Here is a 16535-nt window from a genome sequence, read left to right on the forward strand (position 1 = left end):
GGCCGGTCCCGGCCAGCACTACGTGCTGCCGGGGCCGGCCTTTTCTGTGTGTAATAGGTAAGGCTGCTCCCGAAACGGTTCCTTATTTGCAAGGAGCATCCCGTCCGGAGGGAGGGGGCATCCGGGGCTGCCACTAATCCCCGTTCCTTCCCCGCTCATTCCGCGTCCTCCTCGTCGAAGGATGCGCCGGCCGGGTCCGGGGCGTACTGCTTGCGGTACTGACCCGGGGTCAGGCCGGTTTCTTTTTTGAACTTGCGGATGAAGTTCGGGGCGTCCCAATAACCGACCTGCACGATGATGTCCTTCAGCGGATCGCTTGTGGCGGCGAGCTGGCGCTTCACTTCCTCCACCCGCTTCTGCCAGACGTACTGGGTGAAGTTCAGGCCGACCTTCTCCTTGAAGGAACGGGAGAAATGAGAGGGCGAGATGGAATATTCGTGCGAGATCGACTCCAGGCTGAGGGCATGATCGCCGTAATGCTGGTCGATGTAAGCCACGATGCGGTCCATGAGCGTCCGTTCCTCGGTCTTCGCGTTCAGCTCCGCCTGCGAGCAGATGCGGGAGGCCAGCTGCCGAAAGCTCTCCTCGAGCTCCTCCAGGGAGCTGAAGGCCGTGACGGAAGGGATGTCCCGGGCCGAATGCGGAAGCCCCAGCTCGGAGGCGGTCTTCAGCATGGCGTTCAGGAGATCGTAGCTCATGCAGCGCATAAGCGGCACCGCCGCCCCCGACGTCTGGAGGAAGCCGAGCGCTTCCCGGATCACCGGCACGGCGACATCGTAGCTGCCCTGCTTGAGGCTCTGCGTCAGCTTGAGCAGCAGGCTCGGGGGAAGCCAGTCCGCCGGACCCGGCGCGTCGGAGAGCTCCGCGAAGAAGCTCGTCCCGCCCGGGCCGGTGGAGAGGCGGAATTCGAAGGCCGAGCAGGCCTCGATGTACGACTCGTTCAGCTGCCCGGGCCCCGGGTAGACGGTGCCGACGCCAATGCTCGGGCCGGCCGCGAGCTGCCCCTCCGCGTGCTCCCGCGCCGCTTCCACGACCCGCCGGAGCTGCCCCGCCTCCGCTTCGCCCTCCGCGGGATCGAACCCCGCGATGAAGGCGAAGCGGTTCGGCTCGGGCAGCTCGACGGCGTAGAGGGAGGCGGCGAGGGCGGGCAGCTCGAGGTCGGCGAGGCCGCCCGGCAGGGAGGGAGGCGCTTCCGCACGGTCGTGCGGACCCTCCCACTCCAGGACGAGCACGGCGTACCGCTGCCGGTCGAAGCGCAGCTGGAACGCCTCAAGCAGATCCGGCGTCAGGCTCTCCGAGCCGCCGTATTTGAGCAGCATGAGCAGGTAATGGTTCCGCGCATACGGTTCCTGCAGGCCAGCCCGCTGGCTGGACTCCCGCAGCACGCGGCGGATGTGCTCGAGCTCGTCGCTTGCCCGGCTGCCCCGCCCGGCCGGGGCCTTAAAGGCGGAGCTGGCGAATTCGGCCAGCTGCGAGATCGGGCTGTACTGCCGCCGGGCGAGCAGCAGCGAAGCGAACACGCCGATGAGCCCGACGAGCGTGAAGAGCAGGAGCATCATGCTCCGCACATGGGCGACCCGGCTGAAGAACTGGCTGCTCGGCATGACGGTGGTATACGTCCAGCCGTTCAGGTCGGACTTGACGGAGACGACCGAGTGCCGGCTTCCGCCGAGAACGAGGCTGTGGATGCCGCCGGGCTGCTCGAACAGCTGCCGGGTCTCTTCAGCGCTTAACGTTTCGCCCTGCCGGTTTGCGGTCAGCACCTGCCCCTTGTTGTCGAACACGTAGGTTAGCCCCTGGTAGCTCCCGAGGATGGACCGGATCAGGCCGTTGAATTCCCCTTCTTCGATGAGATACAGAAGCGTTCCGTGCGGATTCGGATTGTTGGGCGTAACCGGAACGACATAGGCGAGCATCGACTGCTCGATGTGCCCGTTGCGCATAACCCGGTCGGCCGGGCGCATGAAAGGAAAGGCCGCCGTGTTAAGGTCCTGGCGCACCTGCTCCTTGTCCCAGCCGGCGAAGCTGTATTTGGATTGAAACACATCCAGGGAGGAGAGACCCGTGGAGGAATAGATCTGTTCGTCTCCATGGAAGTACAGAAAAAGCTCCCCGATAATGGAGCTGGTTGCCTTGTACTGGTCGAGAGCGGCAATCGCCTCCGAGCTGAAGTAAGGATCATGCACCCGGTACCGGGTCAGGCGGTTGTCGTACGCAATCCGCGAAGCGATGTCGCTGAGCTCCCGGATCCGGGCGTCAACTGTTACGCGGGCCTGGGTCAACTGGTTAAGGTGGGAGCGCTCGATTTCCGTTCTCAGGTTGCGGACCGCGCTCTGGTAGATGAGGACGGTCAGCAGGATGAGGGGAAGGAGCAGAATCGTCAGATACGAAAGCATATATCGTAGAAAGAGCCGGGATTGGAAGAGGCGGCGGATCATAGGCAGGTCCCCTTTTTTCTTTGTTGTCTCGTGTCTTATCCGGGTGAACACTTCTATGATAACAGACTTTGGCCCGCAAGGGATGAGACCGCTTTCCTTATAAAAAATTCCCAGGAGCCCCTCGAGGAGTGCCTGGGAATTTTATCATTTCGATTGCAATAACCGCCTTAGTTCCTCTCTATCCTTTTCCTTAATAGGATACGAGGAAGCCGTGCCCCCGTATTCGTAACCGCCATTGCCTGGGAAGGCATTAACAAAAGAGCCTTTGCCCGGTTCTTCGAGCCAGGCAAGAAGATCCTCTCGGGAACCGCTGGTGTATTCAATATGGACCAAATAAGTTGGTTTCGTTTGGGGAATAGGAATTAGCTTCTCCCCATAATCGAAAGCCTGGGCCAACCAAACAAGCTCCTTTTTATTTTGGGACGACCACTTTTTAACCACATGATTTCCTTCGGGATCCAAGATGGTGACGCCAGCCACCGTTTGACCATGAATTTTAGGTGTACGCTGTATATACCATCCAAACATACAGAGAATGATGAAAATAAAAAGCAAAATCCAAATGATACGTTTTCCTGTCATTTACTCTCCTGTTGATCGTTTAGTTGACGGCTATTTCTCTATCATCTGAATCAGATTGCCGCACGTATCGTCGAAGACCGCAATGGTGACTTCGCCCATTTGGGTCGGCTCCATGGTAAACTTCACGCCGTTATCCAACAAACGCTTGTGCTCTTTATGAATATCCTCCACTCCAAACATGGTGGCGGGAATGCCGTCGGCCGCTATCCTGGCTTGGTAATCCTTGGCGGCGGGATGGTTATTCGGTTCGAGCAAAAGCTCGGTACCGTCCTGGTCATGGGGGGAAACCAGCGCGATCCACCTGAATTCTCCGACGGGAACGTCATGTTTTAGGACAAAGCCTAGCTTCTCGGTATAAAACTGCAACGCCTGGTCCTGATCTTGAACGAATAGACTGGTGACAATGATTTTCATAATGGGTTGGCCTCCCTGGATAATGGTTGCGACAGAGGGTTTTATTGCCCTTCCTCTATCCATCGCTTCAACAAATGCTTAAGAGGTTCGTTGTGGAAGACAAGCACCCGGTACTTGCCCTTCTTCTCCGATTGGACGAGTCCGGCCTCTTCCAGTACCGATAGATGCTTGGCTATGGCCTGCCGTGAAATGGAAAGGTGGTGCTTCATAATCAGACGTGCCGAAAGCTCATACAAAGTCATCTCCTTGCGTTCGGATAGTTCGTCTAGCATAAGCCGCCGGGTCGAGTCAGCAAGAGCATGGAAAATAGCGTTGTTGTCCTCATTCATACCTCGAGTATAGGCAACCCTGGGGTTGCTTGTCAAGCATTGGAAATAAGATTAGATCACCGGTTCCGTCAATGGAAGGATAGAAGAAACTCTTCGCAAGAAAAAGCCGCCTTGGGGGCGGCTCTGAATTATCGTTGGAGGATTCGACGTTGCTTGAAAACCGCCCGCCTTCATCCCGACAGCGTCACCCGGAGATCCGCCGCAGGGTCGTCTGCCAGCTCAACTCGGCAGGCGTCTCCGCTCCCGTCTCCGCGAGCACGATCCGCAGCTGGGCGGACACGCCGCTTACGGAGAGCAGGGAGCGCTCGAGCCGCATCCGCATGCGGAGGGCAGCGGAGCATTCGAGCCGCCAGGCGGTGTCTCCGAAGCGGAGGAGGAGGCTCTGGCCGCTCTCTTCCCGGATCCTCAGCGCCTGCCGGCCGTCATGAACGAGCAGGGGGATGACCTGCTCGCAGCCGGGGAACGGCCGCTTCCGCTCCAGCCGGTAGGCCCAGGAGATGCCGTCTTCCAGAAGGCGGATGGTTTTGAGGACGCGGAAGGCCTCCTCCTCATGGTGCAGCTGGAAGCCGTCCTGGACCGGCGTGACCGCGGCATTGGCCGTGAAAGCCGGGAAGAGGACCCGGCCGCCGGCTTCTCCGGCTGCTCCCTCCCGCAGAAGGAAGCCCTCCCAGACGCCGTCGTCCGCGGCGGCATCGGAGCTGCCTTTGGCGGGCAGCCGGGGCTCCGCGAGGGGGAGGGGGCGTCCCCCCAGCCGGAGGTGAAAGCCCTGCATCGCCGGGGCGTACCGCCGGTTGTGCATCCGCAGCGTGCAGCCGAGGAAGTCGTCTCCCCGGCGGAGGAACGCATACCCGCTGGCTTCGTCGACGAAGGAGTTCCGCGCAGGAAGCCGGAATCCGGCGGCCGCCGTCAACGGGGCCGCCCTGCGGTCGTTCTCCCGCTCAACCCGCTCGTGCTTACCCTGGGCCAGCGGGGGAGATTCGCCCGAACCGGCCGCCGGCTCCCGCGAGTTCCCGCCTTCGCTCCGTATTCCGCGCACCTCTTTCACCCGGCCGTCCGCGAGCGGCTCCATCTCCGCCTGGGCCAGCAGGCCGTCCCTTCCGGCCGCGGTTTCCCGCCCCCAATTCGCCGCTGCGTCCGCGATTCTCCTGTCTCGTTCTTCCGCCCCCTCCGAGTCTTCCAGCCGCTGGCCTCTCTCCAGCAGCCGGCCGGCGACGGCCAGGCCGGTCAAGCCGAGCAGGTTGTACATGTTCAGGTGGGTGTAGGTTTCGTAGCCGGCCCGCAGCGAATGGGGCAGGTGATTGGGAGTACACCCGTAGGTGCCGTCGCTGTGCCGGAATGGCAGCCAATAATCGACGGCCCGCCGCAGCAGGTCGTCCGCCGTTTCTCCGGTGAAGCCGGAATAGGCGCACAGGGCGGTGAAGGCTCCCCACGTGAACGTCTGGTAGCTGCTTCGTTCCACCATGGCGAAGGAGCCGTCCAACGTTACGGTATGGCTTATCCACGCAAGTCCTTTCCGCATCACGCGGTGTACGGTCGCCTTGGATTCCTCCGGCAGCGCCTCCTCTCCAACGCCGGCCAGGACGCCGGTTATAATAAACAGCGTAAACGCGTGATAGGCAATAGGCATCCCGTCCTCGGCCCCCTGCTCCGTTACTTCATCGTTGATAAAGCCCGATTCGAGCTGGGCCTTCTCCACAAAGGCAAGAAGCCGTCCGGCTTTCCCGCCGTCCGCCTGACGGTACCCGAGCGTGTCCAGGTACCGTTCGGTTCCCCACTGAAGGGCGGCGCAGTTCGTATTCACGACGGGGCAGTCGTCCTCGTAGGAGCCGAAGAAGGGACCGTACGCCGCGGCCAGCTTCTCCCGTTCGGCTTCCTCCAGCAGAAGGATAGCCAGAAGGCTGTAGTGGATCAGGAACACCCGGCAAAAGGGGGAGACCCCTGCCCGGTCCTGAAGCAGGACAACGGAACGGTCCAGCGCCGCATGAAGCAGGGGGAGGACGTCTGCATCCCCAGTGTCGGTGTAGACCGAAGCGAACAGCACGGCGGCATTCGCCGGCGCGTAATTCTCGCTGTACTCCAGCTCGTACGGATCCGGGAAGGAGCCGTCCTCCGCGATCCAGCTGGAGGCGGCAGGGAGATAGTCCTTCAGAATCTCCCGTAGGCGGGAGGGGACGTCAGCCGGCAGGGGGGAATGGTCTGTTGTCATGGGTAAGTCTCCTTTCCTCATGGGAAAGGGGCGTCCGAGCGCCCCTTTCTTGCCAATGCTTTTTATTTGCCGGTGCCGGCCGCCTTGATTCCGTCGTTCACTTCCTTGATGATCTGGGCTCCGCCGCGGTCCTTCCATTCCTGGATCATTTTGTCCCAATCGTCCAGGGGACGCTGGCCGGAGATCATCTTGGTCTGCTCGGCGATCAGGTATTTGTCGAGCTCGACGCCCTTCTGCGCCTGGGTCTCGGAGTAAACGGTGTACGACGGGTCGTTGTAAGGCGTTTTGTTATACGTTTTCTCCATATCCTCAATGGTGGCGATGAATTTCTGCATTTCCGGAGAGTTGTAGGACGCCTTGGAGTATTCGTTCGCTTCGTTCGACGGAGCCCAAGGCTTCCAGAACTCATGGCGCTGCAGCATGTACTGGATCGGCGTGTTCGATTCCTGTCCCGCCTTCGGCACGGCTAAGCCGTTCACCATATCATAGCCGACGCCCTGGCCGCCCATGATCCAGTTGAACGTCTCGTTCTGCGGATTGCGGTCCTTAAGCGGAATGAACTTGCGGCCGTAGTCGAGAATCTCGAGAATCTTCTTCACCTTGTCCGGCTCGCTCTTCAGCTTGGCCGACAGGGTCGTAAGCCCGAAGAACCCGCGGTTGCTCAGGTTGCCCTGGGAGCCGTCCGGCGCGACGAAGAAGGGGATGGGGGCTACCTTGGCTTGGGGATTGACCTTTAACAGACCCGTATAATACTCCTCGACCATGCCGGTCGGCGTCCCGATGAAGATCCCGGCTTTCCCCGAGTAAAACTCCTTGTTCGCCTGCGCCCAGTTCAGCACGGCAAAATCCTTCGTCACCGCTCCTTCCTTGTATGCCTTGGCGAGGGTGTCGATGACCTCCTTGCGCCCGGGGCTGATCGTGCCGGGAATGAGATTGCCCGATGCATCCTTGTGGTACCAGGCTCCGGACCACCAGGCGCCCATGGTCGGAGCCGGGTTGATGTTCTCGCCCATGGCGAAGCCGTAGGTGTCGTTCTTGCCGTTGCCGTCGGGATCGTTCTTCGTGAAGGCGACGGCCACGTCGAGAAGCTCCTTGTAGTTCGTCGGCATCTTCAGGCCGAGCTTGTCGAGCCAGTCCTGGCGGATGGTGCCGGAGAACGAATAGGTAGGCGCGTACATCGGGATGCTGTAGATTTTGCCGTTAACGCGAAACTGGTCGTAGATGCTCTTGGGGACGGCCTTAAAGGTTTCGTACTGGTTCAGGTAGTCGTCAAGCGGCAGGAAGGCGCCCTGCTTGGCCCATTTGTAATAGTTGGAGTCGCGGTCCTTGATGGCGACCACGTCCGGCATGTCGCCGGAGGCCATGATGACGTTCAGCTTCTCGTTGTAGTCGGACTGAAGGATGAACTGGGATTTGATGTTGGCGTTGAACTTCTCCTTGATCGCCTCGACGCCTTTGCCGTTCGGATCCGGGAAGATCGTGTAGGCAAAGTTCAGGAAGCCGATGTCGTACGTTTTGTTCGTCTTGGCACCGGAATCGGCCGGTTTGCCGGCGGCGTTCCCATCGGCGGCTTCCTTCGAGCAGGCGGCGGCCATGGCGGCCAGTGCCACCGCTAGCGTGGCTTTCGTGATTTTGGACGGATTCATTCGCTTGCACCTCCAGGATTTAGTACAGCTGGCTTGCTCCCCCGTTAAACCTTGAATGACCGAAAAGTCGCACTTGCCGTCAGCCCTTCACCGAGCCGATCATCACCCCCTTGGCAAAATGCTTTTGAAGAAACGGATACACGATCAGGATGGGAAGGGTGGCGAGCAGAATGGCGGCCATCTGCACCGTTTCCGGCGGAGGCGGGTCCGTCAGCACCTGCTCGGTGATCTGCAGGGCACTCGTGTCGTTCACCACCACGATCTGCCGGAGCAGCACCTGGATGGGCCACAGCTTCGGATCGCTGATGTAGAGAATGCCGGTGAAGTAGGCGTTCCAGTGCGAAACGGCGTAGAAGAGGCCGAAGGTGGCCAGGGCCGGCTTGGAAAGCGGGAGAATGACCCGCCAGAAAACGGTGAAGGGCCCGGCTCCGTCGATAACGGCGGCCTCGTTCAACTCCTCCGGGATGCCGCGGAAGAATTGGGAGAACACGATCAGGTTCCAGGGCGAGATGAGCACGGGAATGATGAGGGCCCATACCGTATTGAGCAGGCCGGCGGCCTTAACGATGAGATACGTGGGAATGATGCCGGCGCTGAACAGGAACGTGAACAGCACCAGGAAGAGAAAGAGCTTCTGGCCGTAGAACCGCCGGGACAAGCCGTAGGCCATCGTCGTGGTGAAGGCGAGATTAAGCAGGGTTCCGATGACCGTAATGAAACCGGTCACTCCGACCGACCGGACGAAACGGTTGTTGGCGAGGATGTATTGGTAAGCTCCCGTCACCCAGCGCTCCGGCCAGAGAAGGAACGATCGGCGCAAGTATTCGTCCATGGAGGTGAAGGACACAGAGAAGATGTACAGAAACGGGATAAACATAGCGGCCGCGACCGCGGTGAGAATGACGGCGATGGCCCAATCGGTCAACCGGTCCCGAAACGTTCGGTGCAGCATGGACATCAGCTCCTTGTGGAATGGTAAGCGGCGGCTAGCCTTATCCGAAAAGTCATTACGCTTCCTTAAGCTTGGTGCGGATAAAGCCTTAGTAGATGCCGTCTTCGCCGAAGCGCTTGGCAAGCTTGTTCGCCCCGACGACGAGAATGAGGCCGACGACCGACTTGAACAGGCCTACTGCGGTGGCAAAGCTGAAATCCGACTGCAGAATGCCTTTGTAATAGACATAGGTGTCGAGCACATTCCCGACCTCCTCGACATAAGGGTTCAGCATGAGGAAAATCTGTTCGAAGCCATTGTCAAGCACCGTGCCGAGCCGCAGAATGAGCAAAATGATGATCGTGCCGCGGATGCCAGGCAGGGTCACGTGCCACATTCGTTTCCAGCGTCCCGCTCCGTCCACGATCGCGGCTTCCTGCAGCTCCGGGTTTACCGCGGCCAGGGCGGCCAGGAAGACGATGGTCCCCCACCCGGCTTCCTTCCATATAATTTCCAGGACGAGCAAGGGCTTGAACAGCCAGGGAAGCTGAAGAAACTGCACCGACGGCCAGCCGAACAGCTTGGCGGTCATGGAATTGATCACGCCGTCGCTCCGCAGAAACAGAGTGACGATGCCGATCACCACCACCCACGACAGAAAGTGGGGAAGGTAGATGAAGGATTGCAGGAGACGCTTGAACCGTTCGTTCCGGATCTCGTTCAGCAGCAGGGCGAGCCCGATCGGAACCGGGAAGGCGAAGGCGATCTGCAGGAAGGACAGTGTCAGCGTGTTGACCAGCACCTGGAGCACCTCGGGGTTGTCGAAGATGCGCGCAAAGTGGGCGAAGCCGACCCAATCGCTGTGCAGAAAGCCTTGGAACGGGCTGTAGTCCTGAAAGGCGATAACCGACCCCAGCAGGGGGACATACTTGAAGAGAAGGAAATACAGGGCTCCCGGCAGGACAAACGCATACATGTAGCGGCTGTTCCATAGCTTGCGGCCGATGGTCGGCTCGCGCTTGGAGCGGTTCGCGGCGAGCGGGGAGACGGGGTCGAGCGGTTCGGTAAACGATGCCATAATGGGCGGCCCTCCTTGTTTGGGGATACCGTTAGAATAGGGAAAGCCGGGCGGCTTCGTAAACAATCCATTTTTGGCGGGGGCGGCGCAAAGCATGATACTCATCTGCAAGCGGAGATACAAGGCGTCCGGAACGGCAAAAGCCGGGCTTTGCGGCCCGGCTCCTGGGGGTGATGGCGGTTAATGCGAGGATTTCAGCGGGCCTGCTCGCGGTACTGCCCGGGGGAATGGCCGGTGTGCTGCTTGAAGGCGCGGGAGAAATTTTGGGTGTTCGTATATTGAAGACGCTCGGCGATTTCCTTGATCGGCATAGGGGTATGGGCGAGCCATTCCTTCGCCTTGGACATCCGGCATTCCATCACATAGTCGATAAAATTGCAGCCCTTCTCTTCCTTGAACATCCGGCTCAGCTGGGAAGGGGACAGCCCGCAGCGGCTCGCTGCCTCCTGAAGGGAAAGCTCCTGCTCCGCCCCGTTGTGGATATACTCCACCACCTGCTGGACGAGCCGGGCGGCGACCGAGGGGGAGAGCTTCTCGTACCGGCTCCGCAGGGCCGGGAAGAACTCCTGCTCGAACCAGGCCTTGATGGCGTCGAGCGATTCGGCCTCCATCAAGCGGCTGTAGGCCTTCAGGCTGACGAGCTCGGACAGGTCCAAGCCGAGCTCGTCCAGGCCGTGGTCCACCTCGGCCAGAAGCTGGGTGAAGATGCCGATAACGGACTGGGCGGCCGGCGCCACCCGGGGCAGCTCCTGCATGAAGTGTTCGAATTCGGAGGAAGCCTCGTCGATCCGCCCTTCCGCGATCCGCTTTACGATCCCCTTCTGCCGTTTGATCAGCATCCGGGTGGACTGGCCGATGGCGGGCATCTGCCGGACGGCCTCCGGCTGGACGGTGATGTCGCCGCCAAGCAGCATCCGGTACTGGAGCAGGTCGAGCCCCTCCTGGTAGGCCTCGTGAAGACGGGAGCGGGAGTAGCAGGGGCGGGTGATGGCCGCCGTCACGGTGAATTTCAGGAACAGACTGATGTGAAACCGGATCTGATGGCACAGCGCCTCCGCTTCATCCGCAGCGGCTTCACCGAAGGAGGACAGGGAGAGGATCAAGGCGACTTGGCCGGGCTTGGGGGTGACCGTCCAGCATTCCTGCTTCTCTCCCGCCAGCTCGGTGATCACTTTGGACATGGAGTACATCATGAGCGAGCGGTCCCGGCCCCAGTAACGTTCCTGGAAATGGGCGAATTGATCCACCTCGAACAGACAGAGAAGAAAGACCGGACCGTCCAGCTTCAGCTGGTTCCGGGAGCTTTGTTGGGCGAAGTCCCTTTCGGATATTTCGCCCCGCAGAAGCTGAAGAAGCAGATTCTCCTTAAGCAGAGGAAGCTTCTCCTTAAGCTCGTCGGCCAGGCGGTTGTTCGTCTCCAGCATGTTTGCCATGAAGCGGTCCAGCTCGGCGAGAGAGGAGGAGGCGGACAGGGGAAGCTTCGGTAATCTTTGGAGCAGGGTCTGGATCGGGACGTAGAGCCGGTGGGAGGCGAACAGCACCATAATGACGCAGAGGAGCGACAGGGAGCCGGTTATGAGCCAGGTCAGGTTACGGATCTGCTGCGATTTGGCCGTCAGGTTGGCGCTGGGCGTCAGAACGAGATAAGACCAGTCGTTAAAGGCGGAACGAAGCGAAGACAGGTGAAAGGACCGGTTCTCCAGCATCAGGGTATCGCTCAGCGGAGAACGGGAGGCCTGTACCCTCCGGTAAAGGGAATGCTCCAGCGGGGTGCCGATTTCCTGCTCCGTTTCGCCAAGAACGATCCGCCCTTCGCCGTTCACGGCAAGCACCCGGCTCCCGTCTCCCAGGCTGACCCGCTTGAGCATCTGGTAGAGACGGCTCATGTCCACCTCGAGTACAAGCGTTCCGTCGAGGCCGGACGGCCCGATCGGGCGGACGATCAGGAGGTCCTTCTGCGAAGGGTAGGTATTGGCCGGGATAATCCGGGCACCCGTCCCGGCCGGCTGGGAGAACAAAAAGGCTCCGTATGGAAATTCATTCTCGGGTATGAGGCCGAGGCGGCTCGAAAATACTTTAGAGAAATGATGATAAACGAGGTTAATATGTAACAGGATATCGGAATAGCTCCGGTATTTGGCAATGGTATCCTTCATATCGAGGGAGGCTTCGAGGGCGTCGAGCTGGTCCATGGAGATGCCCATGCGCACCGACTTCTCAATGGTCACGTCCCCTGCCAGCTGGATCGATAAATAATCCAGCCGCTTCAGGACGGTATCGACCTGATCGGCCAGCTGCCGGAGGGCCAGCTCATGCTTGGCGCTCACCTCCGTCTGAATCCGGCTCGAAGCCAGATACGAGGCGGCCGTGCCCAGAATCAGCACCGGGATGTGGCTGATCAGGAGCGAGAAGAGGATGAGCTTCTGCTTGAACGTGAGTCTTTCCTGCAGGGAAGGGAGGGGGAGCATGGCATCCGGTTCCTTTCTTCAAGAGAATGGCTCTACGGCGGGAAGCCTTCTGCCTTCATTATAGCAGAACGAACCTCCTTCCGACCGGACACCTGCGTTTGAGGCAGCTTATTTTGGCATGACCGGGGCGGCAAGATCATAAGTTTATTTATTTCCGTAACGATGGTATGCTAGGGGCAGGTGTTGTCAAACTTAGGAATGGGGACAAGGAAGGGCATTATCGCAAACGGAGTGATGATTTGAGCAAAGCCAAGGGCAAGGGCGGAACGGGCCGGGGAACCGATAAGAAGGGCTGGAACCGCTGGCAGGCTGCCGCAAACCGCGCCAAGAGCGCACCTAAACCATACAAGAGCAAAGGCACTAAAAATAAAGACGACTCACCGCCTAAGTAAAATAAGAACAGGATGGGATCATTTGAGCATTCAGGAAAGCAAAACCGAGCTGCCAGAAAATTACGAGGCTTTGAGGGCGGCCGCGAACCGGACGTCCTCCTGGAGGGACCGCCTTGCCGCCGTCGAAGAGCTGGGGAAATTCAACACCCCGTCCACTATCGATGTGCTGACCCACCGGATGAATAACGACACCGTATATCGGGTACAGGAGGCGGCTTACCGCAAACTCCGCTCCTTTGGCGAGGATGTCAAGCAGCCGGCGAGAAGGAAAGGCGAGCTCATCCGCGGAGCTAATAAGACCTTCGTCCGGATCAAGAAAAGCCTGCCGCGGGAGCATTCCTACGAAGCGTTCAAGGAAAAGCTCCGGAACATGAGGCTGGATCTGTACGACGCCTACGAAGGCGACAAGGGCGACGAGTTTGACGCTTGGCTGAAGAGCACCTGGGAAGGGCTTTTGCGCCGGTAAGGTTTTTTACTAATACTATTAATTAGGAGTGATCATCTGAGAAAGCATAAACCCATGTCGTTCGACGAGCTCTTAACCGAGCTCCAAGGCAAGAAAACGGTCCAGGATGACCCCGATCAGGTTTCGCTGGAGCAATTGTTCCCCGACTCGTTCATGGAGAAGCATACGCGATTCCCGAGCTTCGGAGAGTTCATGGAGGCGGGCAGCTTTCCGGTCAAAACCCATGAAGACATCCGCAACCTCCACCGGGAGCTCTTGGACCGGCATGTGGCCCGCCAGACGGATTTCACCGATTGGACTGCCATGCTGGACCGGGCAAACCGGGAGTTTGCCGGAATGAAATAAACGCGACAGCATAATCCCCATTAACCTTAACCGGTTGTTAAGCCGGTTAAGGTTTTTTTGGTTTCCGATATGCCCGGGATGGTACCAATTGACAGGCCCAAGGACCCGTGGTATGGTGGTTTTGTGTTATACAGACCAGATATATACCAGATAAACATCCTGCGAGGGAGGAAAGGAGGGGAAATCGGAGTTCGTTTGGAACGTATGGTAGTTAACGAACCAGACATATACCAATGGCGCCTTGAATAGAGAAGAAAAAGGGAAGGTAATCAAGAAAATCGTACTTAAGTCACACTTGTTTTTGAAAGCGTTATCATATTTTGTCGAATCTTGATAAGAATCAGCATCCATCCTTTAGGAAATGAGGGAATTGCACCATGAAGAATTGGCTCCGCCTCGGAAAAAAAGGGCTGACAGGCTGTCTGGCCCTCGGCCTGGCTTTCGGCAGCCTGATGATCCAACCCGTACCGGCGTCAGCACGGGTCGACAAAACGTTCAGCGAACCGGTCGATCTCGGATCGCCTATTCAAAGTATCGCCATCTACAATGCCTCCTTCGGTATGGAAGACGGGCGGCAGGTCATGTATACGACCGTCTCCGGCAAGCCGGCCATCTTTCAGGTCGTCGATCTGGTTTCGAAGGAAATTCTCCGCAAGTTTCCGCTGACGGGGGCTGAAAGCTCCTGGTCCCACCTTACCCTCCCGGACGGCACGGTGTATATCGGGGGAAGCGGCGGGAGCGGCAGGCTTTATTCCTATTCCCCGGTCACCAAACAGCTGAAGGACTTGGGAAGCATTGGGGAAGGAGTGGCTTACGGGCTTTCCCACGATGAGAAGGGCCGGGTCTATTTCGGAACCTATCCCAACGCCAAGGTAGGCCGTTACGATCCGGCGACGGGCGAGTTGAAGGACTACGGGACGGTGGCCCCCGGCCGCAATTACACGCGCGCTACCGCTTATCTGAACGGCTACCTGTATGCCGGAATCGGCATTCAGGGAAGCCTGGTCCGGCTCAATGTGGAGACCGGGGAAACGAAAGAGATTGCCCTGCCCACCTATGGAGGGGCGGTTCAGACCGCGGATGTGTACCAATTGGACGCGGCCGGCAAGTACATTGTAGCCGGACTGGGCAGCGGGAACCGGGCGCTGCTGTTCTATGACACCGAGAAGGAAGAATGGAGCGACAAGTATTACCTCGATAACAAGGGCATCAAGCTCTCCCTAGGCAAGCCGGGGAGCAACAAGGCGTATTTCGTCCAGAACAACCATCTGCTGGAGCTCGATCTGAATACCTTGAACGCGGTGGATACCGGAATCGAATACGGGACGTTCCTGCGGAATACGGAATGGATCGAGATCCCGAACGATCCCGACCTGCCCGGCTCATCGCTGGCCACCGTCACGTTCGGCGGCGGGGTGGCCTATATGAACCTGGAGACGAAGAAGGTCAAGTCGGTTTCCTATGACATGTCCGGCAACCCGATTCCCATCCAGACGCTGGAGAAAGGTCCGGACGGCCGCCTCTACATGAGCGGATACCCGGGGGGTAAAGGAGCCCGGTTCTCTCCGGAAACGGGCCAAATGGAATCCTTCAACTTGGGCCAGTCCGAAGGCATGGGAGCCCTCGGAAACAAGCTGTACCTGGGCAATTACACGGGAGCCATGATCTATGAGCTTGATGTGACCCAGCCGCTTGAGGACAAGGTCAACCCGAAGCTTATCTATGACATTCCGCATGAAGACCGGCCCTTTATCATCAAGTCCGGGGAAGGCAAGCTGTTCATCGGGACCATCCCGGATTACGGTGTGCTGGGCGGAGCTCTGACGGTTCTCGACCCCACCACCGGAAAAGAACCAGTCGTTTACCCTGACGTGATCCATAACCAGTCGATTGTCGGTCTGGCCGTCCGGGACGGGAAGCTGTACGGGTCGACGACGGTAGCCGGGGGACTCGGCATCGATCCAACCGAGCCGGCGGCTAAGCTGTTCGTCTGGGATATCGCCACCGGGAAGAAAATAAAGGAATGGGTGCCGAGCATACCGGATGCGGTTTCCCAGCCGAAAATCATCAGCGGGCTGACCTTCGGTCCGGACGGATTGCTCTGGGCGGCGGGGAACGGCACGATCTTCGCCATGAACCCGGATACGCTGGAGATTGTGAAGAGCAAGACGATCTATCCGACCGTAACGGATTACGGAAGATGGCGGCCGGTTCATATTCGGGTAGGCTCGGACGGGCTTCTCTATACGACGCTGGCCGGGAAGCTGACCGTTATGGATCCTAAGGCTCTGGATTCCGTCACACTGGCTTCCACCGAGCTCATGACGCTCGGGAACGACGGCAGCATCTATTACGCCGACAGCACTTCCTTGAAGAAGATAACCGTCACGAAAGGGACGGGAGAGCTTCCAGTGAAGATCGGGGTTCCGGTCGTCAACGGCTCCTTCGATCAGGCTGTGGGGACCGATGGCAAGATTCCGGGATGGACCTCTCTGTTCTCGGTCACGCCGAATGTTTCCTACGGCATCTCCAGCGAGGTGGTCCGCTCGGCGCCCGGCAGCCTAAAGCTGACGGACAAGGCAACCAATGAGACCGTCGGGGTGAAGTCGGATCCGATGCCGGTTACGCCCGGGACGGAATATACGGTCAATATGAACGTGTATTTGCAGAGCGGGCGCACCTTAGCCACGCTAAACTTTTACGACGCGAACGATAAGGAAATCGGGCAGACCTCCGTGCAGATTACAACGAATGCCGGGAAGTGGCAGCCGCTTACTATGACGAAGGCGGCACCCGAGGGCTCCGTCTATGCGAGAGTGGTGCTGTTCTGCTCGAACCTGTGGATGACGACCGCCTATTATGACGACGTCACCATGTCCTACACGTTGAAGATTAATCCCGAAGGACTGCTTACCCGGATCGACGGGCTGGAGCAAAGCGGAGACTTGAAGCATTCCGTCAGCGCGCAGCTGGCCAATGCGGTCAAGCAGGCGGTGCACCAGAAGGAGAAGGGGAGCTATGAGCAGGCGGTGAAGCATCTGCAGGATGCCCTAATGCATCTGGAGAAGGCGAAGCCGGAGGATGCAACGGATGCCGCCCGTTCCCTGCTGAAGCCGGTGCTGGAGGCTTTTATCGGGGATTGGTCTCAGCTGTAGTTACAAAGAGCATACGGAAATAATAACCATCAACTTTTAACCCAGGGCCCTTCTTCTTTGTGAAGAATGGCCTTTTTTTCATCTG

The 16535-nt window shown here is 58.9% G+C and carries 13 protein-coding genes; 4 read left to right on the forward strand and 9 right to left on the reverse strand.

Annotated elements, in window-relative coordinates:
* Positions 1-155 precede the first annotated feature (155 nt).
* The 9 genes from MJA45_RS04390 to MJA45_RS04430 all read right to left on the reverse strand — a co-directional run bounded on the left by MJA45_RS04390 (position 156) and on the right by MJA45_RS04430 (position 12092).
* Positions 156-2438 (reverse strand): helix-turn-helix domain-containing protein, encoded by a 2283-nt coding sequence (locus MJA45_RS04390; protein ID WP_315606071.1) that lies wholly within the window; start codon positions 2436-2438, stop codon positions 156-158.
* A 144-nt stretch (positions 2439-2582) separates the two neighbouring features.
* Positions 2583-3020: a hypothetical protein gene (locus tag MJA45_RS04395; protein ID WP_315606072.1), complete on the reverse strand. Its 438-nt coding sequence runs from the start codon at positions 3018-3020 to the stop codon at positions 2583-2585.
* A gap of 30 nt (positions 3021-3050) precedes the next feature.
* A complete protein-coding gene (locus MJA45_RS04400) occupies positions 3051-3434 on the reverse strand; it encodes a VOC family protein (RefSeq protein WP_315606073.1) in 384 nt (127 codons plus the stop codon).
* Between the two features lie 41 nt (positions 3435-3475).
* Positions 3476-3763 carry an ArsR/SmtB family transcription factor gene (locus tag MJA45_RS04405; protein ID WP_315606074.1) on the reverse strand — a complete coding sequence of 96 codons (288 nt, stop codon included), beginning with the start codon at positions 3761-3763 and terminating at the stop codon, positions 3476-3478.
* Between the two features lie 184 nt (positions 3764-3947).
* Positions 3948-5969 carry a hypothetical protein gene (locus tag MJA45_RS04410; protein WP_315606075.1) on the reverse strand — a complete coding sequence of 674 codons (2022 nt, stop codon included), beginning with the start codon at positions 5967-5969 and terminating at the stop codon, positions 3948-3950.
* Between the two features lie 62 nt (positions 5970-6031).
* Entirely contained in the window at positions 6032-7615 is a 1584-nt protein-coding gene (locus MJA45_RS04415; protein WP_315606076.1) for an extracellular solute-binding protein, read from the reverse strand.
* Positions 7616-7694: 79 nt separating this feature from the next.
* Positions 7695-8567 (reverse strand): carbohydrate ABC transporter permease, encoded by an 873-nt coding sequence (locus MJA45_RS04420; protein WP_315606077.1) that lies wholly within the window; start codon positions 8565-8567, stop codon positions 7695-7697.
* 88 nt (positions 8568-8655) lie between these two features.
* Positions 8656-9624 carry an ABC transporter permease gene (locus tag MJA45_RS04425; protein WP_407083104.1) on the reverse strand — a complete coding sequence of 323 codons (969 nt, stop codon included), beginning with the start codon at positions 9622-9624 and terminating at the stop codon, positions 8656-8658.
* A gap of 194 nt (positions 9625-9818) precedes the next feature.
* Positions 9819-12092 (reverse strand): helix-turn-helix domain-containing protein, encoded by a 2274-nt coding sequence (locus tag MJA45_RS04430; protein WP_315606078.1) that lies wholly within the window; start codon positions 12090-12092, stop codon positions 9819-9821.
* A gap of 239 nt (positions 12093-12331) precedes the next feature.
* Between MJA45_RS04430 and MJA45_RS04435 the strand changes: the two genes are divergently transcribed.
* From MJA45_RS04435 to MJA45_RS04450, 4 genes are all read left to right on the forward strand, one after another.
* Entirely contained in the window at positions 12332-12484 is a 153-nt protein-coding gene (locus MJA45_RS04435; RefSeq protein WP_315606079.1) for a DUF3934 family protein, read from the forward strand.
* A gap of 22 nt (positions 12485-12506) precedes the next feature.
* Positions 12507-12950, forward strand: a complete 444-nt coding sequence (locus MJA45_RS04440; protein ID WP_315606080.1) for a HEAT repeat domain-containing protein — start codon at positions 12507-12509, stop codon at positions 12948-12950.
* Between the two features lie 54 nt (positions 12951-13004).
* Positions 13005-13295, forward strand: coding sequence for a hypothetical protein (locus MJA45_RS04445; protein WP_315606081.1), 291 nt, complete (start codon positions 13005-13007; stop codon positions 13293-13295).
* A 377-nt stretch (positions 13296-13672) separates the two neighbouring features.
* Entirely contained in the window at positions 13673-16450 is a 2778-nt protein-coding gene (locus MJA45_RS04450) for an FIMAH domain-containing protein (RefSeq protein ID WP_315606082.1), read from the forward strand.
* The last annotated feature ends 85 nt before the right edge of the window (positions 16451-16535 follow it).

Origin of the sequence: Paenibacillus aurantius (assembly GCF_032268605.1) — a bacterium.
In the GTDB taxonomy this organism is placed as follows: domain Bacteria; phylum Bacillota; class Bacilli; order Paenibacillales; family NBRC-103111; genus Paenibacillus_AO; species Paenibacillus_AO aurantius.

Bases quoted from the DNA above. Each gene is read 5' to 3' on its own strand.
- MJA45_RS04395 (WP_315606072.1), bottom strand. From the start codon at position 3,020: ATGACAGGAAAACGTATCATTTGGATTTTGCTTTTTATTTTCATCATT.
- MJA45_RS04450 (WP_315606082.1), top strand. From the start codon at position 13,673: ATGAAGAATTGGCTCCGCCTCGGAAAAAAAGGGCTGACAGGCTGTCTG.
- MJA45_RS04425 (WP_407083104.1), bottom strand. From the start codon at position 9,624: ATGGCATCGTTTACCGAACCGCTCGACCCCGTCTCCCCGCTCGCCGCG.
- MJA45_RS04430 (WP_315606078.1), bottom strand. From the start codon at position 12,092: ATGCTCCCCCTCCCTTCCCTGCAGGAAAGACTCACGTTCAAGCAGAAG.
- MJA45_RS04400 (WP_315606073.1), bottom strand. From the start codon at position 3,434: ATGAAAATCATTGTCACCAGTCTATTCGTTCAAGATCAGGACCAGGCG.
- MJA45_RS04405 (WP_315606074.1), bottom strand. From the start codon at position 3,763: ATGAATGAGGACAACAACGCTATTTTCCATGCTCTTGCTGACTCGACC.
- MJA45_RS04445 (WP_315606081.1), top strand. From the start codon at position 13,005: ATGTCGTTCGACGAGCTCTTAACCGAGCTCCAAGGCAAGAAAACGGTC.
- MJA45_RS04410 (WP_315606075.1), bottom strand. From the start codon at position 5,969: ATGACAACAGACCATTCCCCCCTGCCGGCTGACGTCCCCTCCCGCCTA.
- MJA45_RS04420 (WP_315606077.1), bottom strand. From the start codon at position 8,567: ATGCTGCACCGAACGTTTCGGGACCGGTTGACCGATTGGGCCATCGCC.
- MJA45_RS04390 (WP_315606071.1), bottom strand. From the start codon at position 2,438: ATGATCCGCCGCCTCTTCCAATCCCGGCTCTTTCTACGATATATGCTT.
- MJA45_RS04415 (WP_315606076.1), bottom strand. From the start codon at position 7,615: ATGAATCCGTCCAAAATCACGAAAGCCACGCTAGCGGTGGCACTGGCC.